Source organism: Rhodobacteraceae bacterium M382 (assembly GCA_025141015.1).
Classification (GTDB): domain Bacteria; phylum Pseudomonadota; class Alphaproteobacteria; order Rhodobacterales; family Rhodobacteraceae; genus Aliisedimentitalea; species Aliisedimentitalea scapharcae.
Genome location: CP081098.1, coordinates 1,834,770 through 1,859,876 on the forward strand (window position 1 = coordinate 1,834,770; position 25,107 = coordinate 1,859,876).

Annotated in this window: 23 protein-coding genes and 2 pseudogenes; 19 read left to right on the top strand and 6 right to left on the bottom strand. The window is 59.3% G+C overall.

Annotation, left to right across the window (positions count from 1 at the left end):
* Nucleotides 1-19: 19 nt before the first annotated feature.
* Nucleotides 20-1,834, bottom strand: a complete 1,815-nt coding sequence (gene lepA, locus K3727_08470; GenBank protein ID UWQ92796.1) for a translation elongation factor 4 — start codon at nt 1,832-1,834, stop codon at nt 20-22.
* 10 nt (nt 1,835-1,844) lie between these two features.
* Between lepA and K3727_08475 the strand changes: the two genes are divergently transcribed.
* The 5 genes from K3727_08475 to K3727_08495 all read left to right on the top strand — a co-directional run bounded on the left by K3727_08475 (nt 1,845) and on the right by K3727_08495 (nt 6,508).
* Entirely contained in the window at nt 1,845-2,069 is a 225-nt protein-coding gene (locus K3727_08475; GenBank protein UWQ92797.1) for a hypothetical protein, read from the top strand.
* Nucleotides 2,070-2,566: 497 nt separating this feature from the next.
* The gene (locus tag K3727_08480) at nt 2,567-3,076 is read left to right on the top strand and encodes a PhnA domain-containing protein (GenBank protein UWQ92798.1); all 510 of its coding nucleotides are present in this window, start codon (nt 2,567-2,569) and stop codon (nt 3,074-3,076) included.
* Between the two features lie 136 nt (nt 3,077-3,212).
* Nucleotides 3,213-3,863 (top strand): protein-L-isoaspartate O-methyltransferase, encoded by a 651-nt coding sequence (locus K3727_08485; protein UWQ92799.1) that lies wholly within the window; start codon nt 3,213-3,215, stop codon nt 3,861-3,863.
* A gap of 87 nt (nt 3,864-3,950) precedes the next feature.
* Nucleotides 3,951-5,369, top strand: a complete 1,419-nt coding sequence (locus tag K3727_08490; protein UWQ92800.1) for a TolC family outer membrane protein — start codon at nt 3,951-3,953, stop codon at nt 5,367-5,369.
* Between the two features lie 74 nt (nt 5,370-5,443).
* Nucleotides 5,444-6,508, top strand: a complete 1,065-nt coding sequence (locus tag K3727_08495) for a hypothetical protein (protein UWQ92801.1) — start codon at nt 5,444-5,446, stop codon at nt 6,506-6,508.
* Nucleotides 6,509-6,619: 111 nt separating this feature from the next.
* Here K3727_08495 and K3727_08500 read toward each other — a convergent pair whose 3' ends face one another.
* Both K3727_08500 and K3727_08505 read right to left on the bottom strand, forming a co-directional pair.
* The gene (locus K3727_08500; GenBank protein UWQ92802.1) at nt 6,620-8,092 is read right to left on the bottom strand and encodes a cobyric acid synthase; all 1,473 of its coding nucleotides are present in this window, start codon (nt 8,090-8,092) and stop codon (nt 6,620-6,622) included.
* A gap of 374 nt (nt 8,093-8,466) precedes the next feature.
* Nucleotides 8,467-8,787: an elongation factor P gene (locus tag K3727_08505; GenBank protein ID UWQ92803.1), complete on the bottom strand. Its 321-nt coding sequence runs from the start codon at nt 8,785-8,787 to the stop codon at nt 8,467-8,469.
* A 217-nt stretch (nt 8,788-9,004) separates the two neighbouring features.
* Here K3727_08505 and efp point away from each other — a divergent pair, with 217 nt between their 5' ends.
* The 5 genes from efp to preA all read left to right on the top strand — a co-directional run bounded on the left by efp (nt 9,005) and on the right by preA (nt 13,769).
* Entirely contained in the window at nt 9,005-9,568 is a 564-nt protein-coding gene (efp, locus tag K3727_08510) for an elongation factor P (protein UWQ92804.1), read from the top strand.
* 176 nt (nt 9,569-9,744) lie between these two features.
* Entirely contained in the window at nt 9,745-10,143 is a 399-nt protein-coding gene (locus tag K3727_08515; protein ID UWQ92805.1) for a RidA family protein, read from the top strand.
* Between the two features lie 125 nt (nt 10,144-10,268).
* Entirely contained in the window at nt 10,269-10,907 is a 639-nt protein-coding gene (locus K3727_08520) for a cupin domain-containing protein (GenBank protein UWQ92806.1), read from the top strand.
* Nucleotides 10,908-11,067: 160 nt separating this feature from the next.
* Complete coding sequence (locus tag K3727_08525; protein UWQ92807.1) at nt 11,068-12,402, top strand: NAD(P)-dependent oxidoreductase; 1,335 nt, start codon at nt 11,068-11,070, stop codon at nt 12,400-12,402.
* Nucleotides 12,403-12,464: 62 nt separating this feature from the next.
* Entirely contained in the window at nt 12,465-13,769 is a 1,305-nt protein-coding gene (gene preA, locus K3727_08530) for an NAD-dependent dihydropyrimidine dehydrogenase subunit PreA (GenBank protein UWQ92808.1), read from the top strand.
* A gap of 92 nt (nt 13,770-13,861) precedes the next feature.
* Here the strand turns inward: preA and K3727_08535 are convergent, their stop codons facing one another.
* Complete coding sequence (locus tag K3727_08535; GenBank protein ID UWQ92809.1) at nt 13,862-14,473, bottom strand: TetR/AcrR family transcriptional regulator; 612 nt, start codon at nt 14,471-14,473, stop codon at nt 13,862-13,864.
* Nucleotides 14,474-14,719: 246 nt separating this feature from the next.
* On the opposite strand from K3727_08535, the gene K3727_08540 reads away from it, so the two are divergent.
* From K3727_08540 to K3727_08565, 6 genes and pseudogenes are all read left to right on the top strand, one after another.
* Nucleotides 14,720-15,970, top strand: a complete 1,251-nt coding sequence (locus K3727_08540; protein ID UWQ92810.1) for a Zn-dependent hydrolase — start codon at nt 14,720-14,722, stop codon at nt 15,968-15,970.
* Nucleotides 15,971-16,078: 108 nt separating this feature from the next.
* Nucleotides 16,079-17,533 carry a dihydropyrimidinase gene (gene hydA, locus K3727_08545; protein UWQ92811.1) on the top strand — a complete coding sequence of 485 codons (1,455 nt, stop codon included), beginning with the start codon at nt 16,079-16,081 and terminating at the stop codon, nt 17,531-17,533.
* Nucleotides 17,534-17,747: 214 nt separating this feature from the next.
* Nucleotides 17,748-18,545, top strand: a complete 798-nt coding sequence (locus tag K3727_08550; protein UWQ92812.1) for an ABC transporter ATP-binding protein — start codon at nt 17,748-17,750, stop codon at nt 18,543-18,545.
* An 87-nt stretch (nt 18,546-18,632) separates the two neighbouring features.
* Complete coding sequence (locus K3727_08555; protein UWQ92813.1) at nt 18,633-19,550, top strand: ABC transporter permease; 918 nt, start codon at nt 18,633-18,635, stop codon at nt 19,548-19,550.
* An 85-nt stretch (nt 19,551-19,635) separates the two neighbouring features.
* A complete protein-coding gene (locus tag K3727_08560; GenBank protein UWQ92814.1) occupies nt 19,636-20,478 on the top strand; it encodes an ABC transporter permease in 843 nt (280 codons plus the stop codon).
* Between the two features lie 130 nt (nt 20,479-20,608).
* Nucleotides 20,609-21,520: pseudogene (locus K3727_08565) on the top strand (ABC transporter substrate-binding protein).
* Between the two features lie 205 nt (nt 21,521-21,725).
* Here the strand turns inward: K3727_08565 and K3727_08570 are convergent.
* Both K3727_08570 and K3727_08575 read right to left on the bottom strand, forming a co-directional pair.
* Entirely contained in the window at nt 21,726-22,013 is a 288-nt protein-coding gene (locus K3727_08570) for a sulfotransferase domain-containing protein (protein ID UWQ92815.1), read from the bottom strand.
* A 3-nt stretch (nt 22,014-22,016) separates the two neighbouring features.
* A complete protein-coding gene (locus K3727_08575; GenBank protein UWQ92816.1) occupies nt 22,017-22,244 on the bottom strand; it encodes a hypothetical protein in 228 nt (75 codons plus the stop codon).
* 501 nt (nt 22,245-22,745) lie between these two features.
* Between K3727_08575 and K3727_08580 the strand changes: the two are divergent.
* From K3727_08580 to K3727_08590, 3 genes and pseudogenes are all read left to right on the top strand, one after another.
* Nucleotides 22,746-23,561 (top strand): annotated as a pseudogene (locus K3727_08580) (substrate-binding domain-containing protein).
* A gap of 197 nt (nt 23,562-23,758) precedes the next feature.
* Nucleotides 23,759-23,956, top strand: a complete 198-nt coding sequence (locus K3727_08585; protein UWQ92817.1) for a hypothetical protein — start codon at nt 23,759-23,761, stop codon at nt 23,954-23,956.
* Nucleotides 23,953-25,020, top strand: a complete 1,068-nt coding sequence (locus K3727_08590) for an Mrp/NBP35 family ATP-binding protein (protein ID UWQ92818.1) — start codon at nt 23,953-23,955, stop codon at nt 25,018-25,020. Before K3727_08585 ends, K3727_08590 begins: the two co-directional genes overlap by 4 nt.
* Nucleotides 25,021-25,107: the final 87 nt, after the last annotated feature.

Sequence of the window (25,107 nt, forward strand, 5' to 3'; positions counted from 1 at the left end):
ACCCACCCTTAAAATGGATTTAGGAATCCATTTTAAGGGCGGAAATAAACGCTTCCTGTGGGATGTCCACTTTCCCGAACTGGCGCATCTTCTTCTTGCCGGCCTTCTGTTTGTCCAGCAATTTCCGTTTCCGGGTCGCGTCGCCGCCGTAGCATTTGGCGGTCACGTCCTTGCGCAGGGCAGACAGGGTTTCGCGGGCGATGACCTTGCCGCCGATGGCCGCCTGGATCGGGATCTTGAACATGTGACGCGGGATCAGATCCTTGAGCTTTTCGCACATGGCCCGGCCGCGCATTTCGGCGCGGTCCCGGTGGACCATCATCGACAGCGCGTCTACGGGTTCGTCATTCACCAGCACCGACATCTTGACCAGATTGTCTTCGCGATAGCCGGTCAGCTGATAATCAAAGGAAGCATAGCCTTTGGTCACCGATTTCAACCGGTCGTAAAAGTCGAACACCACTTCGTTCAGCGGCAGGTCATACACAACCATCGCGCGGGATCCCGCATAGGTCAGGTTCTCCTGAATGCCGCGCCGGTCCTGGCACAGCTTCAGCACGTCACCCAGATAGTCGTCAGGGACCAGGATGGTTGCCTTGATCCGCGGTTCCTGGATGTGGTCGACCTTGGACATGTCGGGCATGTCGGCAGGGTTGTGCAGGTCGATTTTTTCGCCTGCTTCTCCGTCTTTGCCCTTCATGTAGACGTGGTAGATCACCGATGGGGCGGTGGTGATCAGTTCAATGTTGTATTCGCGCTCGATCCGGTCGCGGATCACTTCCAGGTGCAGCAGCCCCAGGAACCCACAGCGAAAGCCAAATCCCAGCGCCGCCGAGGTCTCCATCTCAAAGCTGAAGGAGGCGTCGTTCAGGGCCAGTTTGTCGATGGCGTCGCGCAGGTCTTCGAATTCGGCGGAATCAACCGGGAACAGACCACAGAACACAACGGGCTGGGCGGGTTTGAAACCGTCCAGCGCGATTTCGGTCCCATTCCGATCATTGGTGATCGTGTCGCCGACACGGGTGTCGCGCACCTGTTTGATCGAGGCCGTCAGAAAACCGATTTCACCGGGGCCCAGGGAGTCGACCATTGCCATTTCCGGGCGGAAGACGCCAACGCGGTCCACATGGTGCAGCGTGTCGTTGGACATGAATTTGACGCGCATGCCCTTTTTCATCACGCCATCAATGATGCGGACCAGAACAATCACGCCCAGATAGGCGTCATACCAGCTGTCCACCAGCATCGCCTTGAGCGGCGCGTCAAGCGTACCGGACGGGGCGGGCAGGTCGCGCACGATTGCCTCGAGCGTTTCGTGAATGCCCTGGCCGGTTTTGGCGCTGACGCGGATGGCTTCGGAGGCATCAATGCCGATCACGTCTTCGATCTGTTCGGCCACGCGGTCACAATCCGAAGCCGGCAAATCAATCTTGTTCAGCACCGGGACGATTTCGTGATCCGCATCCAGCGCGTGATAGACATTGGCCAGAGTCTGGGCTTCGACCCCTTGGGAGCTGTCGACCACCAGCAGCGAGCCTTCGACCGCGCGCATCGAGCGGGAGACCTCATAGGCAAAATCGACGTGGCCGGGGGTGTCGATCAGGTTCAGGACGTATTCCTGACCGTCATCGGCGATGTAATCGATGCGCACCGTGTTGGCCTTGATGGTGATGCCGCGTTCGCGCTCGATATCCATGCTGTCGAGCAGCTGCTCCTTCATGTCACGGTCCTTGACCGTGCCGGTCTCTTGGATGAGCCGGTCAGCAAGGGTGGATTTGCCATGGTCGATATGGGCGACGATGGAGAAATTGCGGATATGAGCGAGGTCTGTCATGGAGAGGCATATGATTTGGAATCGCGGATTGGTCAAGCGTTCGCATGCGTTTGTGCCCATCTCATGTTTTCAAGGCCACTTTCACGGAATTTCCGATTTTTCAGCAACAGCGGGATTTGGGCAAATGGCTTATGGCCAAGCAACAGGATTTACATCAAAGACGGATCGCTTTGGGAGCCTGGCGTGTTCTCCTGTTGGCGGTGCAGATTCTTCCGTTGGTGGTGCAGAATTTTGACACCGGGCTAAAGCTCGAAAACTCACATCCCGAAAAACTCACATAGAGATGAATGCAAAAGAAACCTGCGGACGCTCGCCGCTCAACTGTGCGCACCGTGCGGTGTGACGGCAACGTAGAGGATCGCCCGCAGCAAGACGCCAAAGAGGGTCATCGTTCCAAATGCGGCCGGTGGGTTTGTCCAGACATTGGGTCGTAAATCTCCTCGGCGCGTATGCAGCGGGTGCCCGGTCTTTCTTTGGTATGATGCCTAGGGATGTAACCTTTGAAAATCTGACGGGGTATGTTTCCGACTTGATCTCGGCCAATTTCACGATCCGGCCCCCAAATTAGAAGTTTTGCCCAAGGTTTACGACATCTCGGGTCTTGCAGCTTATGCTCTGATGGCAACTGATGGATGGTTGTCGGGCTGGTATTGGGAATGCCGACGCCGGCCCCTCTGTCTTTCCTGATCTGCACCTCTTATACCCGCCCCAAACCAACCTTGGAGATCCCCCATGTCCTGTTCGCTTTGTTCCTCTGACGCCCCTTTGCGGTTCTTTGCGGTCGAGGGCGGGCCGGATGAGGCAGGGTGCCAGATTTGTGACACCTGCCGCACCCAGATAGACGGCGATCTGGACGCCAACCACTGGCGGTGTCTGGCCGGGTCCATGTGGTCCGAAGATGTCGCGGTTCAGGTATTGTCGGCGCGGCTGCTGAAACGGTTGGAGGATCACGATTGGGCGCGGGATCTGTCAGATCAGCTGTGGCTGGACGAAGAAACCCAGGCCTGGGTCGATGCGGTGGCGGTTGCCTCCGCACACCGTGACAGCAATGGAGCGCCGCTGGCGCAGGGTGACAATGTCGTGCTGATCAAGGATCTGCCGGTCAAGGGCGCGGGGTTCACAGCCAAACGGGGCACCGCAGTGCGGGGGATTTCATTGGTTCAGGACAATCCTGACCACATCGAAGGCCGTGTCGAAGGCCAGCGGATCGTGATCCTGACCAAATTTGTGAAGAAGAAATAACACAAGGCTGGCCGATTTGCGCCAATCGGTGCATTCTGTCGCGGAGTTTGACAGGCTTTTGCGGCTTCTGCCGTTGCCGCCCCGGCGGGGATGTGGCAAAACCTGTTGCAACCGACTGAACAGAAGAGTTTAGCAAATGACAGACTTTGCCGCACGTCGCGTCATGATGGTCGACACCCAGGTGCGCCCCTCAGATGTAACCAAATTTCCGATCATTGACGCCATGTTGGACGTCCCGCGCGAGATTTTCGTGCCGGATGCACAGCGCGAGGCCGCCTATGCCGACGAAATCCTGCCGGTTGGTGGGGGGCGTATGATGCTGGATGCGCGTACTCTGGCCAAGATGCTGGATGTTTTGAATATCACCAATGACGAGCTGGTTTTGGATATCGGCGGTGGATTGGGATATTCCGGTGCGGTTCTGGCGCAAATGGCCCAGGCCGTGATCCTGGTCGAAGAAGACGAACTGGCCGATGAGGCACAGGAGCTTTTGGCGCAAACCGGAGCCGACAATGCGGTTGTCCACAAGGGCGCACTGACGGCAGGAGCCGCCGAACATGGCCCCTACGATGTCATTTTGCTTCAGGGTGGTGTCGAAGACCTACCAGCGGCCGTGACGGATCAGCTGAAGGAAGGCGGGCGCATCGCCTGCATCTTTATGTCGGGCAATCTGGGCGAATTGCGCGTTGGTCACAAGGCGGGCGGGGACATCTCGTGGCGTCTGGCGTTCAATGCGGCGGCACCGGTTCTAAATGGATTTGAAAAGGCGCATGAATTCGCGCTCTAAGGCGATCACCCCGGGTCATCCGGGGTGAGGGCGTTGTTTAATAATAGCTCCGGCAATTCGGACAGAGTCTAACAGGCGAGGCGACCCATGGGCACGAAACGGACAACAGGCATTTTTCAAAAATTGGTTCTGGCTGGCAGCGTCGCTGTCGGGGCTCTGGTTTCAGGGGCGCAGGCCGACAATATGACCGACGCCATGATTGGCGCTTACAAGACCAGCGGCCTTCTGGAACAGAACCGGGCCCTGCTGCGGGCCGCGGACGAAGATGTCGCCCTGTCGGTTTCGGGGCTGCGACCGGTGATCAACTGGATCAGCAGCGCCGAACGGAGCCTGCGGTACAATTCGGCCGGCGTGGCACATGGGACGGGGCATTCTACGACGCTCTTTACCGGGTTGCGGTTGAACCAGCTGCTGTATGATGGTGGGGCCACCCGGATTTCGGCTATTGCCGCACAGGAAACCGTTTTGGCGACCCGTCAGGCATTGGTGTCGATCGAGCAGCAGATTCTGCTGCGGGCGGTTGTTGCCTATACCAGCGTTCTGTTGCAGCAGGAAAATGTGGCTCTGCGGCAGAACAACCTGCGGCTGCTGCGCGAAGAATTGCGCGCGGCACAGGATCGTTTCGACGTGGGTGAAGTGACCCGGACCGATGTGTCGCTGGCCCAGAGCCGCGTCGCGGCGGCCGAGGCGAGCCTGACGGACGCCCGCGGAGCCCTGATCGACGCCAAATCGGAATACGCCAACGCGGTAGGCAATGATCCTGGCGTGGTGACGGCTTATCCCACGTTGCCCAAACGGGTGGCTTCGGTGTCCACAGCCCGTTCCATCGCCTTGCAAGGCCACCCGGATCTGCTGAACCAGCAACACCGGGTCAAGGCGGCCGAGCTCACGGTGCAGGCCCAGAACAAGACATTGGGCCCCTCTGTCAGCTTTCAGGCCGATCTGGGTTTGACCAACCAGGACACAAATTCGAGCATTACAACGGACAACCTGGCAGCGCGTATCGACCTGTCCCAGCCGTTGTATCGGGGCGGCAGCCTCTCTGCGGGCATTCGCCGGGTCAAAGCGGTGCGTGATGCAGAGCGCAGCGCCTTGATTACGGTTCAGCGCAATGTGGTTCAGGGGGTCGATAACGCCTTTGTGTCGCTGGATGTCGCGCGGGCCAACATTACATCGCGCAGGGAACAGATCCGGGCGGCCCAGGTTGCCTTTGACGGGATTCGCGAAGAGGCCACATTGGGGGCACGGACCACGTTGGATGTGTTGCAGGCGGAACAGGAACTGTTGAACGCCAACACTGCCCATATCCAGGCCCAGGCTGAACAGATCATCGCGTCGTTTTCGCTGTTGTCCGCGCAGGGGTTGTTGACCGCTGAACGGTTGGGGCTGGCGGTCGAAATCTATGACCCGCTGCTGTATTACAACCTGGTCAAAGGCGCACCCGCCAAGTACAGCAAACAGGGGCGTGATCTGGACCGTGTTCTGGAAGCGTTGGGAAAGAAATAACAATTCACTCTATCGGTTGTCTGAAACTCTGTCACAAGCTACACTTGCGACAGAGTTAAGAGTGGTGGCTTCGGATGTCTGAACCTGTATCAAATGCCGCGATAGAGGATGTTCTGTCGTCAATTCGCCGTTTGGTGAGCGAAGATTCACGCCGTGAGGAACTTGCTCCTGAACCGCGAGAGGTCCCAAAACCGCCACGGCTGGTCCTGACGCCATCTTTGCGTGTGGCAGAGTCCGCAGCGGAATCCACGCTCTCCTCTGCGCAGGGCAGCCCGGGCCCCATGCGGCTGGGGGACAGCCAACGGGTGTCCATCGCGGTCAATGACGGGGATCTTCAGGATGGGGACCAGGAGTTGACCCAAACCCAGGAGTTGACCCAAACCCAGGAGTTGACCCAAACCCAGGCGGCAGACGCTCCCGAAACGATCCCGGAAGAATTGGTCGCAGAAATCGTCTCTGACGACCTTCCCGATTCCCAAATGGAAACAGAGGCGGCCAAACCGGCAGATGATGCCGATGATGTGCCGTGGGCCGACCCTGAAAATACGTTGTTTTCAGCGGCCAAGGTCGAAGTCCTGACAGACCCGGTTCTGGTCCCGGAACACCCGCCCCATGACCAAGACGACGTGCAGGACCAGGTGGAGCGCCATCTGGACGATGCCGCGCACCTGCAGGAGGCCGCCGGTCACGATGACACAGCCGACGCCGACGAACCGCTCAGCGCCCGGATTGCCGCTCTTGAGACGGCCATCAATCAAAGCGATGACCACTGGGAGCCGGATGGCGATTTCGGAGATGATTATGCTGGCACCCCGACAGTGACCATCGAATGGCAGGACCATGTCGATGAGGAGCTTTCGGATCCGCTGGAAACCGATGACACCGCCGCGATGGCCGCGATCGTGCCAGATCCGGAGGCAGCCCCGATTGCCGACACCGAGTCAACCGAGGTCGATGAGGATCTGGATGTGCTGGCAGGCGAAGACACGTTTCTGGATGAAGAAAGCCTGCGCGAATTGGTTGCCGACATTGTCCGTCAAGAGCTGCAAGGGGCTCTGGGGGAGCGGATCACCCGCAATGTGCGCAAACTCGTGCGGCGGGAAATCCATCGGGCGCTGGTGGCGCAGGAACTGGACTGAGACCCTCTCAGATTATCTGGATCACCGCAGCCACGAGTGCCTTGGATGGCGCTCTGGCCAATCGTTGATCTGACTCGACATGCCTGGCCGTGCCAGTGGCAAAGCCTGGGGTCAACTGGCTGTGCGGGTGGTCTGCGAAACTGGCCCTGCCAGATCCCACAGCTGGTCCAAGTTGAGGTGTTCTTCCAGATGCACGGCAAGCTGATCCAGAACGTCGTCCACGCCGTCTTCATAGCGCAGGTCGCTTTGGTGCCCCAGTTCCTCCAGGAATTTGGCGCGAAAGGGGTCCGATGAAAACAGACCGTGCAGATAGGTGCCGCGGACCAGACCCGACCGGGATCGGGCGCCTTCGCGTCGCCCATCTATGCCCAGCCAGGCCCGATCACAATCCGGACCGCTGCTGCGTCCCATATGAATTTCGTAACCGTCGACCGGTTCATTGCTGTCCAGCACATGCGCCTGGGTCAGGGTAACGGTCTTGGTGCCGCCCATGACTGTATCGACATCCAGCAACCCCAATCCATCAACCTTGCCGGGGCGCCCATCGACACCATCGGGGTCGTCAATTGTCTTGCCCAGCATTTGATAGCCGCCACACACGCCCAGAACGTGACCGCCGCGCCGAACATGGGCATGGATGTCCACATCCCACCCCTGTGCCTTCAAATAGGCCAGGTCTCCGATTGTCGATTTGCTCCCCGGAATCAGGATCAGATCGGCGTCACCGGGCAGCGCGCGCCCGGCGGGAACGATGTCGACCGTCACACCAGGTTCGGCCGACAGCGGGTCCAGGTCGTCGAAATTGGCCATACGCTCCAGCTGCGGGACCACGATCTTGCAGGCCCCGCCCACGTGCGAGGCGATGTCCATCATGTCCTCGGCAGGCAGACGCCAGGCTTCGTTGAACCAGGGAACCACCCCAAGACAGGGCCACCCGGTGCGCTGCACGATGTCATCGCGCCCCCCGTCAAACAGGCTCAGATCGCCGCGGAACCGGTTGACGGCAAATCCGACGATTTGATTCAGATCCACGGGGTCCAGAACGGCCTGGGTGCCCACGATCTGGGCAATCACGCCGCCACGATGGATGTCCCCCACCAATAGGACTGGCACGTTTGCAGCACAGGCAAAGCCCATATTGGCTATGTCGCCCTGGCGCAGGTTGGTTTCTGCGGGTGATCCTGCGCCTTCGATCAACACCAGGTCCGCGTCGGCTGCCAGCCGCGCAAAACTCTCCAGCGCGGCATCCAGCAAACCGCTCTTGTCGCGCATGAAACTGCCCGCAGACCGGGTGCCGCGGCGTTGCCCATGAACGATCACCTGGGCACCGGTGTCGGTCTCGGGCTTCAACAACACCGGGTTCATGTCGGTATGCGGCGTGCGGCGCGCGGCTCGGGCCTGCAGCGCCTGTGCGCGTCCGATTTCCCCGCCCTCGGGGGTGACGGCGGCATTGTTGGACATGTTCTGTGGTTTGAACGGGGCCACCCGCAGCCCGCGGTTGACAAAGGCCCGCGCCAATCCTGCGACCACCAACGATTTTCCGACGTTGCTGCCGGTGCCTTGAATCATGATGGCGCGTGTCATGGTCTCTCTCCTGTCGTCTGGCTCTGACATGACCGATTTTTCCGTCTGGTGGAAGACTAGGAATACCCCATCCTGAATGCAGCTTTGGACCCGTCCTGTTTGTGCTCAAAGACGACAGCAGGCGCTGTCCCAGCCTCTTGTTGGGCTGTGCCCAGCAAGAGGCCACGCCCAACGGGCGGAGGTTTCCCGCCAGGGAAACCGACACCGGGCGGGAGCCCATCAGGACGATCACCAAAGGCGGGTCACAGCGGTACGATCACAGCAAAGGACGATCACAGGACAGAGATCACTCTGGGGCGACCACTCACAGCAGGGGGAAATTGGAAAGGCGCGCCGACCAGGCGCGCCCTTCAATCTGCGCAATGCATTTGATATCAGGCCGCTTCGGCCTGTTGAGCGGCATTGCGACGCTCGCTTTCTTCGCGTGACAGAGCAACCGAGGTCCGCACACCGCGACCCACGAACTCCATCAATCCGTTCACAACCCGCTCATTGGGGTCGATCCCGGCACAGCTCAGCACCTCGCGCCCATCGCGCGAGCGGGCCCAACGGGCAATTTGTTCTGGGCCATTCCCGTATTTTTTATCATCGGCAATGGCGTCATCCAGCGCAGCCAACACAACTGCTGCAAACAGTTTACGAGCCCGGTTTCCCTGCTCGTTGTTAAAGGCAGTGCCGTCAACGAAATCTCTCATCTCGTCTTCCTTGTTGTTCTTGCTCTTGCAATTTCGGCGTGGCGCTCCTTATGACTGAACAATAGTGATTCGGGTACCCCGTTTTTGCATAGCTTTTATGCATTTGGTGCATGGCTTGCTGCAGGTGCAGCACGAGATAGGTTGTCTTGCCAGTCTTGCGCCTGCCAGATATAGGGTCGGCAAGCAAATCATCAACTACCCCAGAGGGATTTAACGCATGGCTAAGATCAACGGCAATGAGATCCGTCCCGGCAATGTTCTGGAACACAACGGCGGGCTTTGGGCCGCGGTCAAAGTGGATCATGTGAAACCCGGCAAGGGTGGGGCATTCGCACAGGTCGAACTGCGCAACCTGCGCAACGGGTCCAAATTGAACGAACGCTTCCGCAGCGCGGACAAGGTCGAACGGGTGCGTCTGGAGCAAAAAGACCAACAATTCCTGTACGAAAGCGACGGAATGCTGGTGTTCATGGACACCGAAACCTACGAGCAAATCGAACTGCCTGCCGAATTGTTGGGCGATCGCCGCCCGTTCCTTCAGGACGGTATGACCATCGTTGTGGAATTCCACGAAAGCGAAGCGTTGAACGCCACTGTGCCGCAGAAAGTCACCTGTCAGATCGTCGAGACCGAACCGGTCGTCAAAGGTCAGACAGCGGCCAATTCGTTCAAACCCGCGATTCTGGACAATGGGGTCAAAGTCATGGTGCCGCCCTTTGTCGGTCAGGACGAAATGATCGTGGTGAACACCGAAACCATGGAATATTCTGAACGCGCCTGACGTGGCGTCGTTTGATGTGAATTGAACCCGTTTCTTTGGTTTGAAGAGGCGGGTTTTTCATTTTTGGGCGTTTTGTCATTTCTTTATGCTTGAAACTTTAAACTTGAAATAAATCCGGAAATTCCGCACACTCTCCAAAACCCGCCGCGTCCCGGTCACAAGTCAAGGAGCCCGTCATGCCCGCAATCTCTGTACATCCCGAAGGATGGAAACCCGCAAAAGGCTATGCCAATGGCATGGTGGCCGAGGGGCGTGTATTGTGTGTGGGCGGGCAGATCGGCTGGAATGCGCAACAGGTGTTCGAAACCCATGACTTTATCGGTCAGATGGTCCAGACCCTGAAAAATATTCGTGACGTGGTCGAAGCGGCCGGTGGCAAGGCCGAAGATATCATTCGCCTGACCTGGTATGTGACGGACAAACGGGAATACGTCGCGCGCCAGGGCGAAATCGGCAAGGCATACCGCGATGTGATGGGATACCATTTCCCGGCCATGGCGATGGTGGTGGTGGCCGGGTTGGTCGAAGATGACGCCAAGATCGAAATCGAAGCCACGGCGGTTCTGCCATCCTGAGACCGCTGATCGCCCCCTGATGGGTTTTCTTCGCAGCGTTTCTCTGGTCACCTGTGCGTGAAGATGCTTTTGTGGGGCGATGGTCGGGGCCATATGCCCCGTAGCGCGGACATCAGGAGGGCCTTATGCGGATCAATGCCGATTTTGCCGAAAGAGTGGCAGTTCACTTTGATGACACCCCGTGGGTTGCCTCTCCGGCCCCAGGGGTTGAACGCAAAATGCTGGACCGGATTGGCGAAGAGGTCGCGCGGGCGACAACCATTGTCAGGTTCGCACCGGGCAGCGCCTTCAAGGCCCATACCCATGACGGGGGCGAGGAATACCTGGTGCTGGACGGGGTGTTTCAGGACGAACTGGGGGATTTCCCGGTGGGATCCTATGTGCGCAACCCGCCCACATCGCGCCACACGCCTGCCGCGATGGACGGCGCTATTATTCTGGTCAAACTGCATCAATTCCAACCCGAGGACAGGCATCAGGTTCAGATCAACACCAATATCGGTGCCGATCCGGTGTTGCCGCTGTTTCATGACGCCCACGAAGAGGTGCGCCTCGAAACCTGGGCACCAGGAGCCAGGGTCGGCAAGGAACCCGAAGGGGGCATGGAGGTTTTTGTTGTGGACGGTGGCTTCACGGAAAACGGCGAAGAATTTGCGCGCTGGGACTGGCTGCGCCTGCCGCCGGGACAGGGGTTTTCAGGCTGCGCGGGGCCCGATGGGGCCCGTGTTTGGATCAAAACGGGGCATTTGGCCCAAATGCTGTAATTTTGTGCAATCCCGGATAGCGGTTTGATATCAAAGATTTGCTGGCCATCTGATTTCAGGTGGCCATATTTTTTTCATCCGGTCAAAATTTTACCAGTTGATAAAAAAATAAAATATGGCACTCTGATAGGACAAGAACAAAACATCAGGGAGACACCCAATGGCGACCAGCCATCAGGCATCCGGAGTTCAGGCAGGGCGTTTGTCCGCCGAACAGATCACCGAAAACTTTTCGGATCTGCATCCAGCCTATGACGCACACGAGGCGGCAGTGGCCGCAGATCGGTGCTATTTCTGCTATGACGCACCCTGCACGACCGCATGCCCCACAGACATCGACATTCCCATGTTCCTGCGCGAAATCCAGACCGGTCACCCCGAGGCTGCGGCGCGCACGATCCTGAGCCAGAACATCCTGGGCGGCATGTGCGCCCGGGTCTGCCCCACGGAAACGCTGTGCGAAGAGGTTTGCGTGCGTGAAACGGCCGAAGGCAAGCCGGTCGAGATCGGCCGCCTGCAGCGCTATGCCACCGACACGTTGATGGCGTCGGGCGTGCACCCGTTCACACGGGCGGACAGCACTGGCAAGAAAATTGCCATCGTCGGGGCAGGGCCTGCGGGTCTTTCGGCGGCGCACCGTCTGGCGATGTTGGGCCATGATGTGGTGATTTATGAGCCCAAACCCAAATCCGGCGGCCTGAATGAATTCGGGATCGCGTCGTATAAGTCGACGGAAAACTTCGCCGCACGCGAAGTCGAATGGTTGATGCAGATCGGTGGGATCACCGTTGAGCATGGCCAGGGGTTGGGCCGAGGTCTCACGCTTGATGGTCTCAAAGCTGATCATGACGCGGTGTTCCTGTCAATTGGTCTGGCTGGGGTCAATGCCCTGCGGGCCGCGGGCGAGGACAAGGACGGCGTGCGCGATGCCGTTGATTTCATTTCCGAACTGCGTCAGGCGGACGATCTTCGCACCTTGCCTGTTGGCCGCGATGTCGTGGTGATTGGCGGCGGTATGACCGCAGTGGATGCCGCCGTGCAGTCGAAACTGTTGGGCGCGGAAAACGTCACCATCGCCTATCGTCGCGATCGCAGCGCAATGGGGGCCAGCGGGTTTGAACAGGATCTGGCGGCCTCCAAGGGCGTCAAGCTGATGTTCAATGTTCAGCCAGTCGCCGTGCATGGCAATGGCGCAGCTGCCGAGATCGAGCTGGAATACACCTCCAGCACCGGCGGGTCTTTGACCGGAACCGGCGAAACCGTACGGATCGCTGCGGATCAGATCTTCAAGGCCATCGGCCAGACGCTGGAAGGCGCACCCGAAGGTCTGGAAATCGAAGGCCGCAAGATCAAGGTTGATGACGCAGGTCGCACATCGGTTGCCGGGGTTTGGGCCGGGGGCGACTGTGCCTCGGGCGGCGAAGACCTGACCGTAACCGCTGTGGCCGAAGGCCGCGACGCTGCAATGGACATCCACAGCAGCCTGATGGGCTGAGCGGGCGGCGGGTCGCAATTCTCCCAGGTGACCCGCGCCCCTTTTTCTAAAGGAACAGACAAATGGCTGATCTGACAACAGACTTTCTGGGGATCAAATCCCCGAACCCGTTCTGGCTGGCCTCGGCGCCGCCAACGGACAAGGAATATAACGTCCGCCGCGCATTCGAGGCCGGATGGGGCGGTGTGGTGTGGAAAACGCTGGGGTCCGAAGGACCGCCCGTCGTCAATGTGAACGGTCCGCGTTATGGCGCGATCTGGGGGGCGGACCGTCGCCTGTTGGGGCTCAACAATATCGAGCTGATTACTGACCGCCCACTGGAAACCAACCTCGAAGAAATCACCCGGGTCAAAAAAGACTATCCGGATCGCGCGATCATCGTATCGCTGATGGTCCCGTGCGAGGAGGAGGCCTGGAAGGCGATCCTGCCCAAGGTCGCGGCCACTGGTGCCGACGGGATCGAGCTGAACTTTGGCTGTCCGCATGGCATGGCCGAACGTGGCATGGGATCTGCCGTTGGGCAGGTGCCGGAATATGTCGAAATGGTCACCCGCTGGTGCAAGGAAAACTATGACAAACCGGTGATCGTCAAGCTGACCCCGAACATCACCGATGTGCGCCTGCCGGCCCGCGCGGCCATGGCGGGGGGCGCGGATGCGGTCAGCCTGATCAACACGATCAACTCGATTGTCTCGGTCGACCTGGACGCGATGGCGCCGAACCCGACCATTGGCGACAAGGGCACCCATGGTGGCTATTGTGGTCCCGCAGTTAAACCCATCGCGCTGAACATGGTCGCGGAAATCGCCCGCGATGCACAAACCCAAAACCTGCCGATCTCGGCCATTGGTGGCATCACCACATGGCGCGATGCGGCGGAATTCATAGCGATGGGCGCGGGCAATGTGCAGGTTTGTACCGCCGCGATGACCTATGGTTTCCGCATCGTCGAAGAGATGATCAGCGGGCTGAGCCAGTGGATGGATGAGAAGGGGTATGAATCGACTGCCGACTTCCTGGGTATGGCCGTGCCGAATGTCACCGACTGGCAGTATCTGAACCTGAACCACATCTCCAAGGCCAAGATTGACGAAGATTCCTGTATCAAATGCGGTCGGTGCTATGCTGCCTGCGAAGATACCTCGCATCAGGCAATCGCGATGAGCGAAGACCGGGTGTTCAGCGTCAAGGACGAAGAATGCGTGGCCTGCAATCTGTGCGTCAACGTCTGCCCGGTTGAGAATTGCATCACCATGGAAGTCATGGAACCCGGAACGGTTGACCCGCGCACCGGCAAGGTGGTCGAGGAAGAATACGCCAACTGGACAACCCACCCCAACAATCCGGGGACCTGCGCCGCCGAGTAACGGCGAGCAAATTCAAACAAGACGAAGCGGGCGGCTCAAACGAGCCGCCCGTAATCTGTTGTATCAATGCGTTAGTGGTAGAAGTTCACAGATCACGGCGGGGTCAACATGCGCCGATAAAGGCCCTCAAGGAATTCGGCAGCGCCGTCAAACGGGTCTTCATCTGCCATCAACGCGCGGACCTGAACATCGAAATCGGCGTAATGCTGGGTCAGCGACCACACCGAAAACAGCAGGTGTTTGGGATGGGTTCGGGCAATTTTCCCCTCGCGCATCCAGGTTTCCAGCACGGTGACTTTTTCATCGACCAATGTTCTGAGGTCGGTCGATAGCACCTCGATCATACGCGGTGCACCCTGAACGATTTCATTGGCATACAGCCGGCTTTCCCGTGGAAAATCCCGGCTCAGTTGCAGCTTGCGCTGAACATAGGCCAGGATCTCTTCCATCGGATCGCCCGCCGCATCCAATTCGCGCAGCGGATCCAGCCAGGTGTCCAGCAACTGGGACAAAAGTTCGGTGAAAATCGCCTCCTTGGAGGGGAAGTAGTAGAGCAGATTGGGCTTGGACAGCCCGGCTGCATTGGCAATTTGATCCACGGTTGACCCGCGAAATCCGTTGGCAGAAAACACATCCAATGCAGCTTCGAGAATGGCGGCGCGATTCTTTTTCTGGATGCGGGTCGGGGCTCGATCCTGGGCCATGGGCGTCTGTTTGATCCTCGGTATTGTCCTGGTGCGTGCGGTTTGCCTGAAATTTGATGATATGCCCGATTTTGTGGGGCTTTTTCCAGATGTCGCGCTGCAATTTCTTGACTGGTGTCCCACCCGTGATAGCCTGAGTTTGACCAGTTGGTCAAATCACAGTGGTGGCAGATGTCACGCAGACGTGATGACCAACAGCAAAAACAACGCCGCAAATGGCGAGACAGACGGGGAAGGACGACGGCGATGACCGCGCTTGGACAAAATCTGAAAATCAACGGCGAACGCCTGTGGGACAGCCTGATGGAAATGGCTCAGATCGGACCCGGTGTTGCCGGAGGCAATAACCGCCAGACGCTGACAGATGAAGATGGCGAAGGGCGCGCGTTGTTCCAGAAATGGTGCGAAGACGCGGGCTGTACGATGGGGCTCGATCAGATGGGCAACATGTTTGCCCGGCGCGAAGGCACCGACCCGGATGCGCTGCCGGTCTATGTGGGCTCGCACCTGGACACCCAGCCGACGGGCGGCAAATATGATGGGGTCCTGGGCGTGCTGGGCGGTCTGGAAATTCTGCGATCTCTCAATGACTTGGGGATCAAGACGAAACATCCGATCGTGGTGACGAATTTCACCAACGAAGAGGGCACGCGCTATGCGCCCGCGATGTTGTCATCCGGCGTGTTTGCGGGAATTCATACTCAGGATTGGGCCTATGACCGCGAAGATTCCGAGGGCAAGAAATTCGGCGATGAGCTGTCGCGCATCGGCTGGCGCGGTGACGAAGAGGTCGGCGCGCGCAAGATGCATGCGTTTTTTGAATTGCACATCGAACAGGGCCCGATTCTGGAAAACGAAGACACTGATATCGGTGTGGTCACACATGGGCAGGGGCTCAGCTGGACGCAGGTGACGATCACCGGCAAGGACGCGCATACTGGGTCGACGCCGATGCCGATGCGGCGCAACGCCGGGCTCGCCATGGCGCGGGTGCTCGAGGCGGTGGATGAAATCGCCTGGTCCCATGCGCCGCATGCGGTCGGCGCTGCGGGGCATATCGAAGTGTTCCCGAATTCGCGCAATGTGATCCCCGGGCAGGTTGTGTTCACGGTCGATTTCCGTTCACCCGAATTGGATGTGATCACTGACATGGAGGACCGTCTGCGCGTTGAAGGCGACAAGGTGGCCGAGGCCATGGAGGTCGAGATCGCATACGAAAAGGTTGGGGGATTCGATCCGGTGACCTTTGACGAGGGGTGTGTATCGGCTGTGCGCAATGCCGCCGAACGTTTGGGATATTCACATCTGGATATCATTTCCGGCGCGGGTCATGACGCCTGTTGGATCAACCGGGTGGCCCCGACGGCGATGGTCATGTGCCCCTGTGTGGATGGGCTGAGCCACAATGAGGCCGAAGAGATCAGCCCCGAATGGGCCGCAGCCGGAACCAATGTGCTGTTCCATGCGGTGGTGGAGACGGCGGAGATCGTGGAATAGGGGGCGCTGCCCCCCACATTGAAATCCGGGGATTTCAATGTTCCCCCCGAGGTATTTTGAACCAGAAAGAAGCATGAGGGCCAATGCATGGTCCCAAGGGAGTGTAAGATGAGCACAGTGATCAGGAATGGAACCATCGTCACGGCGGATCTGACCTATAAGGCGGATGTGCTGATCGAGAATGGGGTGATTGCCGAAATCGGCCCGAACCTGAAGGGTGATGAGGAGCTGGACGCGACGGGGTGTTATGTGATGCCGGGTGGGATTGATCCGCATACCCATCTGGAAATGCCGTTCATGGGCACCTATTCCACGGATGATTTTGAATCCGGCACCCGCGCGGCGTTGGCCGGGGGCACCACGATGGTGGTGGATTTTGCGTTGCCCAATCCGGGTGAAGGGTTGCTGGATGCGCTGAAACGCTGGGACAACAAATCCACCCGCGCCAATTGCGACTATTCATTCCACATGGCAGTGACATGGTGGGGCGAACAGGTGTTCAATGACATGAAGACCGTCATCGAAACCCGTGGAATCAATACGTTTAAACACTTCATGGCCTATAAGGGCGCGTTGATGGTCAACGATGATGAGCTGTATTCCAGCTTTCAGCGCCTGTCCGAATTGGGTGGCATCGCAATGGTGCACGCGGAGAACGGTGATGTGGTCGCCGAGTTGAGCGCCAAGCTGTTGGCCGAGGGCAACACTGGCCCCGAAGCGCATGCCTATTCGCGCCCGCCACAGGTCGAAGGCGAGGCCACAAACCGCGCCATCATGATTGCCGATATGGCGGGCGTGCCGCTGTACGTTGTTCATACGTCCTGCGAGGACAGCCACGAAGCCATCCGCCGTGCCCGGATGCAGGGCAAACGGGTGTGGGGCGAGCCGTTGATCCAGCATCTGACGCTGGATGAGAGCGAGTATTTCAACCAGGATTGGGACCACGCCGCGCGCCGGGTGATGAGCCCGCCGTTCCGCAATAAACAACATCAGGACAGCCTGTGGGCAGGTCTGCAAGCCGGATCGCTGAGCGTGGTGGCGACAGACCATTGTGCCTTTACCACGGAACAGAAACGCTATGGTGTGGGGGATTTCACCAAGATCCCCAACGGGACCGGTGGATTGGAAGACCGGATGCCGATGCTGTGGACCCATGGGGTCGCAACGGGGCGTCTGACACCCAATGAATTTGTTGCGGTGACCTCGACCAATATCGCCAAGATCCTGAACTGTTATCCCCGCAAGGGCGCGGTTCTGGTCGGGGCCGATGCGGATCTGGTGGTGTGGGATCCTGAAAAGAGTAAGACAATTCAGGCCTCTACCCAGCAATCTTCGATCGACTACAATGTCTTTGAGGGGCATGAGGTCAAAGGGTTGCCCCGGTTCACCCTGACGCGGGGCCATGTGGCGGTGCATGACGGCGACATGCGGTGCCAGGAAGGGCACGGCAAATTCGTGGCGCGCGAGGCCAACACAACAGTGAACAAGGCGCTGAGCACCTGGAAGGAGCTGACGTCACCGCGTCCGGTGGAGCGGTCCGGCATTCCGGCGACCGGCGTATAATCAAAAGACCGGTCCTACGCGCCGCTGCTCTGACCCAGAGATTGGCGCGCGGGGGCGATGCATCAAAACGGTTCCGGATGGAGGCTTGTCACCTGCCTGGAGCTGTTGAAGGAAGGAAAGAACGTGAGCGCAATCAATATTTTGCAAGGCAGACCTGAAGTCGGAATGTCGCCGGTGAAACACACCATGCGGCGGGTGCCCGGGGCGAAGAGCGATGACTGAGCGCGCGCAGGAGCAGCCGGTCATCGAGGCGCAGGGGCTGGATCTGACCTTTCAGACCAATGACGGTCCGGTGCATGCGCTCAAGGATGTAAATCTGGTCATAAACAAAGGGGATTTTGTCAGCTTTATTGGCCCGTCGGGCTGTGGCAAGACCACGTTCCTGCGTTGTATCGCGGCGCTGGAAACCCCCACCGGTGGCACGCTGAGCGTCAATGGTATGAGCGCAGAGGACGCGCGCCGCAACCGCGCCTATGGCTATGTGTTTCAGGCGGCGGGGCTGTATCCGTGGCGCACCATCTCCAAAAACATCAAATTGCCGCTGGAGATCATGGGCTATTCCAAAGCCGATCAGGAAAATCGCGTCAATAAAGTTATGGAACTGGTTGATCTTGCTGGGTTTGGTGAGAAATTTCCCTGGCAGTTGTCGGGCGGGATGCAGCAGCGGGCCAGCATTGCCCGGGCATTGGCCTTTGATGCGGACATCCTGTTGATGGATGAACCTTTTGGGGCCTTGGACGAGATCGTGCGCGACCATTTGAATGAGCAGCTGTTGCAGCTGTGGGCGCGGACCAACAAGACCATCGGCTTTGTCACGCATTCGATCCCCGAGGCGGTGTATCTGTCGACCAAGATCGTGGTGATGAGCCCGCGTCCGGGGCGGATCACCGATGTGATCGAAAGCCCGCTGCCCAAGGAACGGCCGCTGGATATTCGCGACAGTCCGGAGTTCATCGAGATCGCACATCGGGTGCGCGAAGGGCTGCGGGCGGGGCATGGCGATGATGTGTGATTTGGCCCAAACCGGGGGGGTGATATCCGTGCACCACACGTGCACCACCCGTACACCGCCGCGGCGCAGCAATTTTGGGGGTGAAACATGAAATCCCTGTTCGCCGTTCTGACCGTGATCGCGGCGATTGTCGCGTTCTGGTATGCGGCCTGTGTGCCGATGAACATCAAGGGCGTGCTGGTCGCAGCCGAACGCGCCGGGGTCGAGGTGACCCCCGCCACCGCCAAGGACCGCCGCAACATGGGCGAGATCGGTTTGATTGTGGGCAACACATTCGCCATTCCCGCGACATGGGCCCAGGATCGTCCGCGTCTGCCCGCGCCGCATCAGGTGGCGATCGAGCTGTGGCAGACCACGGTGGGCAAAAAGATCACGTCGAAACGGTCGCTGGTCTATCACGGCTGGGTGACGCTGAGCGCCACGTTGCTGGGGTTTGCCATTGGCACGGGCCTGGGCATTCTGTTGGCCGTGGGGATTGTGCACTCCAAGGTCATGGACATGAGCGTGATGCCTTGGGCGATCGTGTCCCAAACCATTCCGATCATCGCGCTGGCTCCGATGATCATCGTGGTGCTCTATTCCATTGGCGTGCAGGGGATCATCCCCAAGGCGGTGATTTCGGCCTATCTGAGCTTTTTTCCGGTGATCGTCGGCATGGTGAAGGGGCTGCGCAGTCCGGACAGTATGCAGCTGGATCTGTTGCGCACCTATAATGCCAGCCCGTCCCAGGGGTTCTGGAAGCTGCGGTTGCCGGCATCCTTGCCGTATTTGTTTGCCTCGCTGAAAATCGGCATCGCCGCGTCATTGGTCGGGGCCATTGTTGGGGAATTGCCCACGGGGGCGGTGGCCGGTCTGGGCGCGCGTCTGTTGGCGGGCAGCTATTATGGTCAGACGGTGCAGATCTGGTCTGCGTTGTTCGCGGCGGCGCTGTTGGCGGCATCATTGGTGGCGCTGTTGGGCCTGGTGGAACGGGTGATGCTGAAACGGATGGGGATGGGCGCATGATGGATCTGTTGTTGGGGGGCTCTGCCCCCGCGCCAGAGGCGCTCCCCCGGGATATTTATGGCCAGATGAAGCAGGGGGGCGTGGCATGATCATGGTGGGTCTGGCCGGTCTGGTCTGGATTGGGGGCTGGTGGGTCAATGGTCGGTTGGCCAATAGCCCGGTGGCCGATACGCGGGCGGTGCAATTGGCGGTGCCGGTGATTTTTGGCGTGACCGTGTTGATCGTCTGGGAGCTGTTGGTGCGCGGGCTGGAGGTGCCTTTGGTGATTCTGCCGGCTCCGACGTTGATTGCGGCGCGATTTGTCGGCAGCCTGCCGATCCTATGGGCGGATTTCGTGCAGACCTTTGCCAAGGGCGCGTTGAGCGGCTATGTCATGGGATGCAGTGCGGCGTTCTTGATGGCGATTGCGGTGGACCGCAGCGATTTTCTGCGGCGCGGGCTGTTGCCGGTCGGGAATTTTGTTGCCGCGCTGCCGATTGTGGGCACGGCGCCCATTCTGGTGATGTGGTTCGGGTTCGATTGGCAGTCGAAGGCGGCCGTGGTGGTGGTCATGGTGTTCTTTCCCATGCTGGTCAACACGGTGGCGGGGTTGCGCGAAACCAGCGCCATGCAGAGGGATCTGATGCAGACCTATGCCGCGTCCTATTGGCAGAGCTTTTTCAAGCTGCGCCTGCCAGCGGCGATGCCGTTCATTTTCAATGGGTTGAAAATCTCGACCACCTTGGCGCTGATCGGCGCGATCGTGGCCGAATTCTTTGGCTCGCCCACGGTTGGCATGGGGTTCCGGATTTCCACCAGCGTCGGACAATTGGCGCTGGATATGGTTTGGGCCGAAATCGTGGTGGCAGCGCTGGCCGGATCGGTGTTCTATGGCATCGTGGCATTGATCGAAAAATCGGTGACGTTCTGGCACCCGTCGCAAAGGTAATTTTCCAATGATCCCGGGACCACCCGGGACAATCCAATCAACAAGGAGTGAAAACAGATGAAAAAGCTACTGAACGGAGCAGCGTTGGCGCTGGCCCTGGCAGCCGGTCCCCGCATTGGCCGCTGATGAGGTGAAACTGCAGTTGCAGTGGGTGACCCAGGCACAGTTCGCCGGATATTATGTGGCGCTGGACAAGGGATTTTATGGCGAGGAAGATCTGGATGTGACGATCCTGCCAGGTGGCCCGGACATTGCCCCGCCGCAGGTTCTGGCCGGTGGCGGCGCGGATGTCATGTTGAACTGGATGCCGTCGGCGTTGGCCGCGCGGGAAAAGGGGCTGCCGGTGGTGAATATCGCCCAGCCGTTCAAGACATCGGGGTTGATGCTGACCTGCTGGAAAGACACAGGCATCACCAGCCCGCAGGATTTCAAAGGCAAGACCATCGGGGTGTGGTTCTTTGGCAATGAATATCCGTTCCTGAGCTGGATGAGCCAGGAAGGCATTTCCACCGACGGGGGCGACGATGGCGTGACCGTGTTGAAACAGGGGTTCAAACGTCGATCCGCTGTTGCAGCGTCAGGCCGATTGTATTTCCACCATGACCTATAATGAATTTGGTCAGGTGCTGGATTCCGGTGTCAGCGAAGACGAGCTGGTGACCTTTAAATACGAAGAACAGGCGTGGCACGTTGGAAGACGGCATCTATGCGCTGGAAGAAAACCTGAAGGATCCGGCCTTCCAGGACAAGATGGTGCGGTTTGTGCGCGCGTCGATGAAGGGCTGGAAATACGCCGAGGCGAACCCGGATGAAGCGGCCGAAATCGTGTTGGACAATGATGCCTCAGGGGCCCAGACCGAAGCGCATCAAAGCGCATGATGGGCGAAATTGCCAAGCTGACCGCGGGCAGCAACGGCACGCTGGATCCGGCCGATTTGATCGCACGGTCAACACGCTGCTGGGTGGCGGGTCCGACCCGGTGATCACCAAAAAGCCGGAAGGTGCCTGGACCCATGCGATCACCGACAAAGCGCTGAACTAAGGTCATAATCTCAGGAGAAACCTGGGGAGTGGGGAGACCCGGTGGGCCGTTGTGGTCCGCCGGGTTTCTTTTTTGCAATCTCAGATGCTGCCCCATTCCAGCCAGCGACGATCGTCGCCAGGCAACAGGTTCGGACATGCGGGCGTCATAGGCGGCCAACTCGGCCTCTGACAATTTGCCCTCCCATTTGTTGGACGACGCGCTGTCAAAGAAATCTGCCATCGTTGCTCCAGATGCCTTGTCCGGCAGATGGGGTGAACCGATGGGCGTTTGCCTTCATGTTGTCAAAGGTGGCGGCCTGGATCAGGTGTTGCATCAAGGCGGGCGGATGGGTGATCGAAATATGCGCGCTGATCCGGGCAAAGGTGGCCGGCAGGTCCCGCAACATGTCGGCGTAATGCAGGCGCAACAGGTTGTCGGCAGGTTCCATTGCACGGGTGGTGCGGTAGTGATCGACAATGGACGACAGGCTGGCGGCTTCGACGAAATTCACCGGTCAGGAAAACGCCGAATCCTTCGAGGGGTCCTGGAAAAATATTCTTTTGGAAAAAGGCTTGGCTGATTCCTTGATCTGGTTTGCGGCGTGTTTGCGAAAGGAGAAATAGACATCGATCGGATGCCTGTAGACGGTGATGTATCGCAGGTCGTCCCACATGGGAATGCCGTCCAGCGAGTATGGAGATTTGACGTGACGGCGATGGGTCTGGGCGTTCAGGCGCCCCATGACTTCGTCCCAGGTCGCGGATGCTGAAATCGATCCAGGGTGATTTCATAGAGGTCTCAGCATCCACGTGCGGATCTCCGGAAATCAGCAGGGCCAGAATGCCCTCTGTGTTCCAGGTTTGTTCCTGATTTGGGCGCAGTCGTGACAACGATATCCCCGATGCGGGGCTGAAAGGCGTTCCATCTGGCGCCATCGGTGAAATTGCCGGAAAGGATCGGGCGGCGGGTCCTGGTTGTTTGAGCATATAGGCACCTTCTTTTCGGTGATCTGTCGCAGGAGTGTGCCGGAACAGGGGGGCCAGATCTATCCTGTTGTCGTCTGGGGCGGTGGGGACAGACATCTTGCACCGGGTGGGGCAGGCCAAGGTGGCTGTGCGCGTCAAATTGTGGGACCCAAGTCGGAAGCTGGTCTGCGCTTGTCGTGTTTGCCGCCTGATCGTATGAAATGACATGAGATAGTTGGGCTGATTGTTGACGTATCGAGCATTTGAGGAGACGGAAAATGATGAAAACCTGGGGATGTGCTGCGCTGGCTGGTGCGATCATTTCGATGTGTTCGTCCAGTTGGGCGGGCGAAGAGTTCATTGTGGTGCAATCCACCACGTCGACGCAGAATTCGGGGCTTCTGGATGCGATTCTGCCCGGATTTCAGGATGACACCGGGATCGAGGTGCGTGTGGTTGCCGTTGGCACGGGCCAGGCGATCAAGAATGCGACCCAGGGGGACGGGGATGTTCTGTTGGTGCACGCCAAACCCGCCGAAGAGACATTTGTGGCAGAGGGGTGGGGCGTGCAGCGGTTTGACGTGATGTACAATGATTTTGTGCTGGTCGGGCCGGGCGCAGATCCGGCGGGGATCAAGGGCGGATCGGATATCGTCACGGCCCTGACTGCTGTGGCCACCGCCCAGGCACCATTTGCGTCGCGGGGATGACAGCGGCACCCACAAGGCCGAGCTGCGCCATTGGGGCGCGGCGGGCGTTGATGTGGCCGCGGCTTCGGGCAGCTGGTACCGCGAAACCGGATCGGGCATGGGGCGCACGCTGAACATCGCGTCGGGCATGGATGCCTATGCGCTGACCGATCGGCCACCTGGATTGCCTTTGCCAACAAGGGCGACCTGGAGATCCTGGTTCAGGGCGATACGCGCCTGTTCAACCAATATGGCGTCATTCTGGTGAACCCGGACAAACACCCATCCGTCAAGGCCCAGGCCGGGCAGACGTTCATCGACTGGCTGATCGGGCCCGATGGGCAGGCGGCGATTGCCGGCTATCAGCTGGACGGGCAGCAGCTGTTTTTTCCCAACGCCAAATAGGCGGCAGCCAGGGCGGGACACCCGGTTTCCGCCCTGGCATCTGATCTGTGGGGCCGGTTGGATCACAAACTGTGATCCGGCCCTTTGCGGGGGGTTCTTTTGGTCGGGTCGGGCAAAAAGAGCGCCAACCGCAAGTGGACTTTCCCCAACGGACCCCCACATTGCGACCTGAAGCAGCAAACCGAAAGGACCAGCCGATGAGCGACGGTTACAACATGTCGATGCGCAAATTTCTAAAACAGGTCGGGGTAACCAGCCAGCAGGCGATCGAAAACGCGCTGCGCGATGCCGGGGACACGGGGGGCAAAAGCTTTGAGGCCAAAGTGGTTCTGACCATCGACGGGCTCGAGCTGGAACATGTGGTGACAGGGACCATCAAGGATGACACAGAATGAGCGTGCGTGAGGCCGTGCTTGCCAATCTGGGCAAGATCACCGACCCGATTTCGGGCAAGGACATTGTCAGCGCCGGTGTGGTGCGGGCCCTGAATGTCGAAGGCGACACGGTGCGCTTTGTTCTGGAAATCGACCCGAAACATGCGGATCAGATGGAAGCCGTGCGGGCCACCGCGCAACAGGCCGCCGAAATGGTGCCCGGCGTGGCCAAAGTGTCGGCGCTGTTGACCGCGCATTCGCAAAAGGCCCCGCCGCCGGATCTGAAACCCAAGGCAAAACCGGCCGCGCCGCAGGGCCCCCAGGCGGTGCCTGGTGTGGATCGGATCATCCTGGTGGCGTCGGGCAAGGGCGGGGTGGGGAAATCCACCGTTGCGTCAAATCTGGCGGCCGCGCTGGCGGCGCAGGGGCGCAAGGTCGGTCTGTTGGATGCCGATATCTATGGCCCGTCACAGCCGCGCATGATGGGCGTGTCGGGGCGACCGGCCAGCCCGGATGGCAAAACCATCCTGCCGCTGCGCAATCACGGGGTCACCGTGATGTCGCTGGGTCTGATGATGGAGGAAGGCCAGGCGGTCGTCTGGCGGGGTCCGATGCTGATGGGGGCGCTGCAGCAGATGCTGATGCAGGTGCAATGGGGGGATCTGGATGTGCTGGTGATCGACCTGCCGCCGGGCACCGGTGACGTGCAGCTGACGCTGGCCCAGAAATTTGCGATCGACGGTGCGATCATTGTCTCGACGCCGCAGGATGTGGCGCTGTTGGACGCGCGCAAGGGGATCGACATGTTCCGCCAGACCAAGGTGCCGATCCTTGGGATGATCGAAAACATGTCCACCCACGTCTGTTCGAACTGCGGACACGAAGAACACATCTTTGGTCATGGCGGTGTCGCCGCCGAGGCCGAAAAGCTGGGTGCGCCATTGTTGGCCGAAATCCCGCTGCATCTGGATGTGCGTCTGGCCGGGGACGGGGGCGTTCCGATCGTGGTCAGCCAACCCGACAGCAAACAGGCCGAAGCGTTTTATGACGTGGCCCGCGCGCTGGTTGGACAGGGCGTGGCCTGACCGGCAAAGATTGGTGGATCCGGGGTGCGCGCGCAGGCAAGGCCGCCGCGCGCCCTGGGTGCGCCCCAGGTCTGTTCCAAGAGGATT

Excerpts from the sequence above, each read along its gene's own strand:
- K3727_08485 (UWQ92799.1), top strand. The coding sequence starts at position 3,213 with ATGACAGACTTTGCCGCACGTCGCGTCATGATGGTCGACACCCAGGTG.
- preA (UWQ92808.1), top strand. The coding sequence starts at position 12,465 with ATGGCTGATCTGACAACAGACTTTCTGGGGATCAAATCCCCGAACCCG.
- K3727_08555 (UWQ92813.1), top strand. The coding sequence starts at position 18,633 with ATGAAATCCCTGTTCGCCGTTCTGACCGTGATCGCGGCGATTGTCGCG.
- K3727_08515 (UWQ92805.1), top strand. The coding sequence starts at position 9,745 with ATGCCCGCAATCTCTGTACATCCCGAAGGATGGAAACCCGCAAAAGGC.
- K3727_08525 (UWQ92807.1), top strand. The coding sequence starts at position 11,068 with ATGGCGACCAGCCATCAGGCATCCGGAGTTCAGGCAGGGCGTTTGTCC.
- K3727_08550 (UWQ92812.1), top strand. The coding sequence starts at position 17,748 with ATGACTGAGCGCGCGCAGGAGCAGCCGGTCATCGAGGCGCAGGGGCTG.
- K3727_08495 (UWQ92801.1), top strand. The coding sequence starts at position 5,444 with ATGTCTGAACCTGTATCAAATGCCGCGATAGAGGATGTTCTGTCGTCA.
- K3727_08535 (UWQ92809.1), bottom strand. The coding sequence starts at position 14,473 with ATGGCCCAGGATCGAGCCCCGACCCGCATCCAGAAAAAGAATCGCGCC.
- lepA (UWQ92796.1), bottom strand. The coding sequence starts at position 1,834 with ATGACAGACCTCGCTCATATCCGCAATTTCTCCATCGTCGCCCATATC.
- K3727_08575 (UWQ92816.1), bottom strand. The coding sequence starts at position 22,244 with ATGGGGCGCCTGAACGCCCAGACCCATCGCCGTCACGTCAAATCTCCA.
- efp (UWQ92804.1), top strand. The coding sequence starts at position 9,005 with ATGGCTAAGATCAACGGCAATGAGATCCGTCCCGGCAATGTTCTGGAA.
- K3727_08590 (UWQ92818.1), top strand. The coding sequence starts at position 23,953 with ATGAGCGTGCGTGAGGCCGTGCTTGCCAATCTGGGCAAGATCACCGAC.
- K3727_08585 (UWQ92817.1), top strand. The coding sequence starts at position 23,759 with ATGAGCGACGGTTACAACATGTCGATGCGCAAATTTCTAAAACAGGTC.
- K3727_08520 (UWQ92806.1), top strand. The coding sequence starts at position 10,269 with ATGCGGATCAATGCCGATTTTGCCGAAAGAGTGGCAGTTCACTTTGAT.
- K3727_08480 (UWQ92798.1), top strand. The coding sequence starts at position 2,567 with ATGTCCTGTTCGCTTTGTTCCTCTGACGCCCCTTTGCGGTTCTTTGCG.
- K3727_08500 (UWQ92802.1), bottom strand. The coding sequence starts at position 8,092 with ATGACACGCGCCATCATGATTCAAGGCACCGGCAGCAACGTCGGAAAA.
- hydA (UWQ92811.1), top strand. The coding sequence starts at position 16,079 with ATGAGCACAGTGATCAGGAATGGAACCATCGTCACGGCGGATCTGACC.
- K3727_08560 (UWQ92814.1), top strand. The coding sequence starts at position 19,636 with ATGATCATGGTGGGTCTGGCCGGTCTGGTCTGGATTGGGGGCTGGTGG.
- K3727_08540 (UWQ92810.1), top strand. The coding sequence starts at position 14,720 with ATGACCGCGCTTGGACAAAATCTGAAAATCAACGGCGAACGCCTGTGG.
- K3727_08475 (UWQ92797.1), top strand. The coding sequence starts at position 1,845 with ATGATTTGGAATCGCGGATTGGTCAAGCGTTCGCATGCGTTTGTGCCC.
- K3727_08505 (UWQ92803.1), bottom strand. The coding sequence starts at position 8,787 with ATGAGAGATTTCGTTGACGGCACTGCCTTTAACAACGAGCAGGGAAAC.
- K3727_08490 (UWQ92800.1), top strand. The coding sequence starts at position 3,951 with ATGGGCACGAAACGGACAACAGGCATTTTTCAAAAATTGGTTCTGGCT.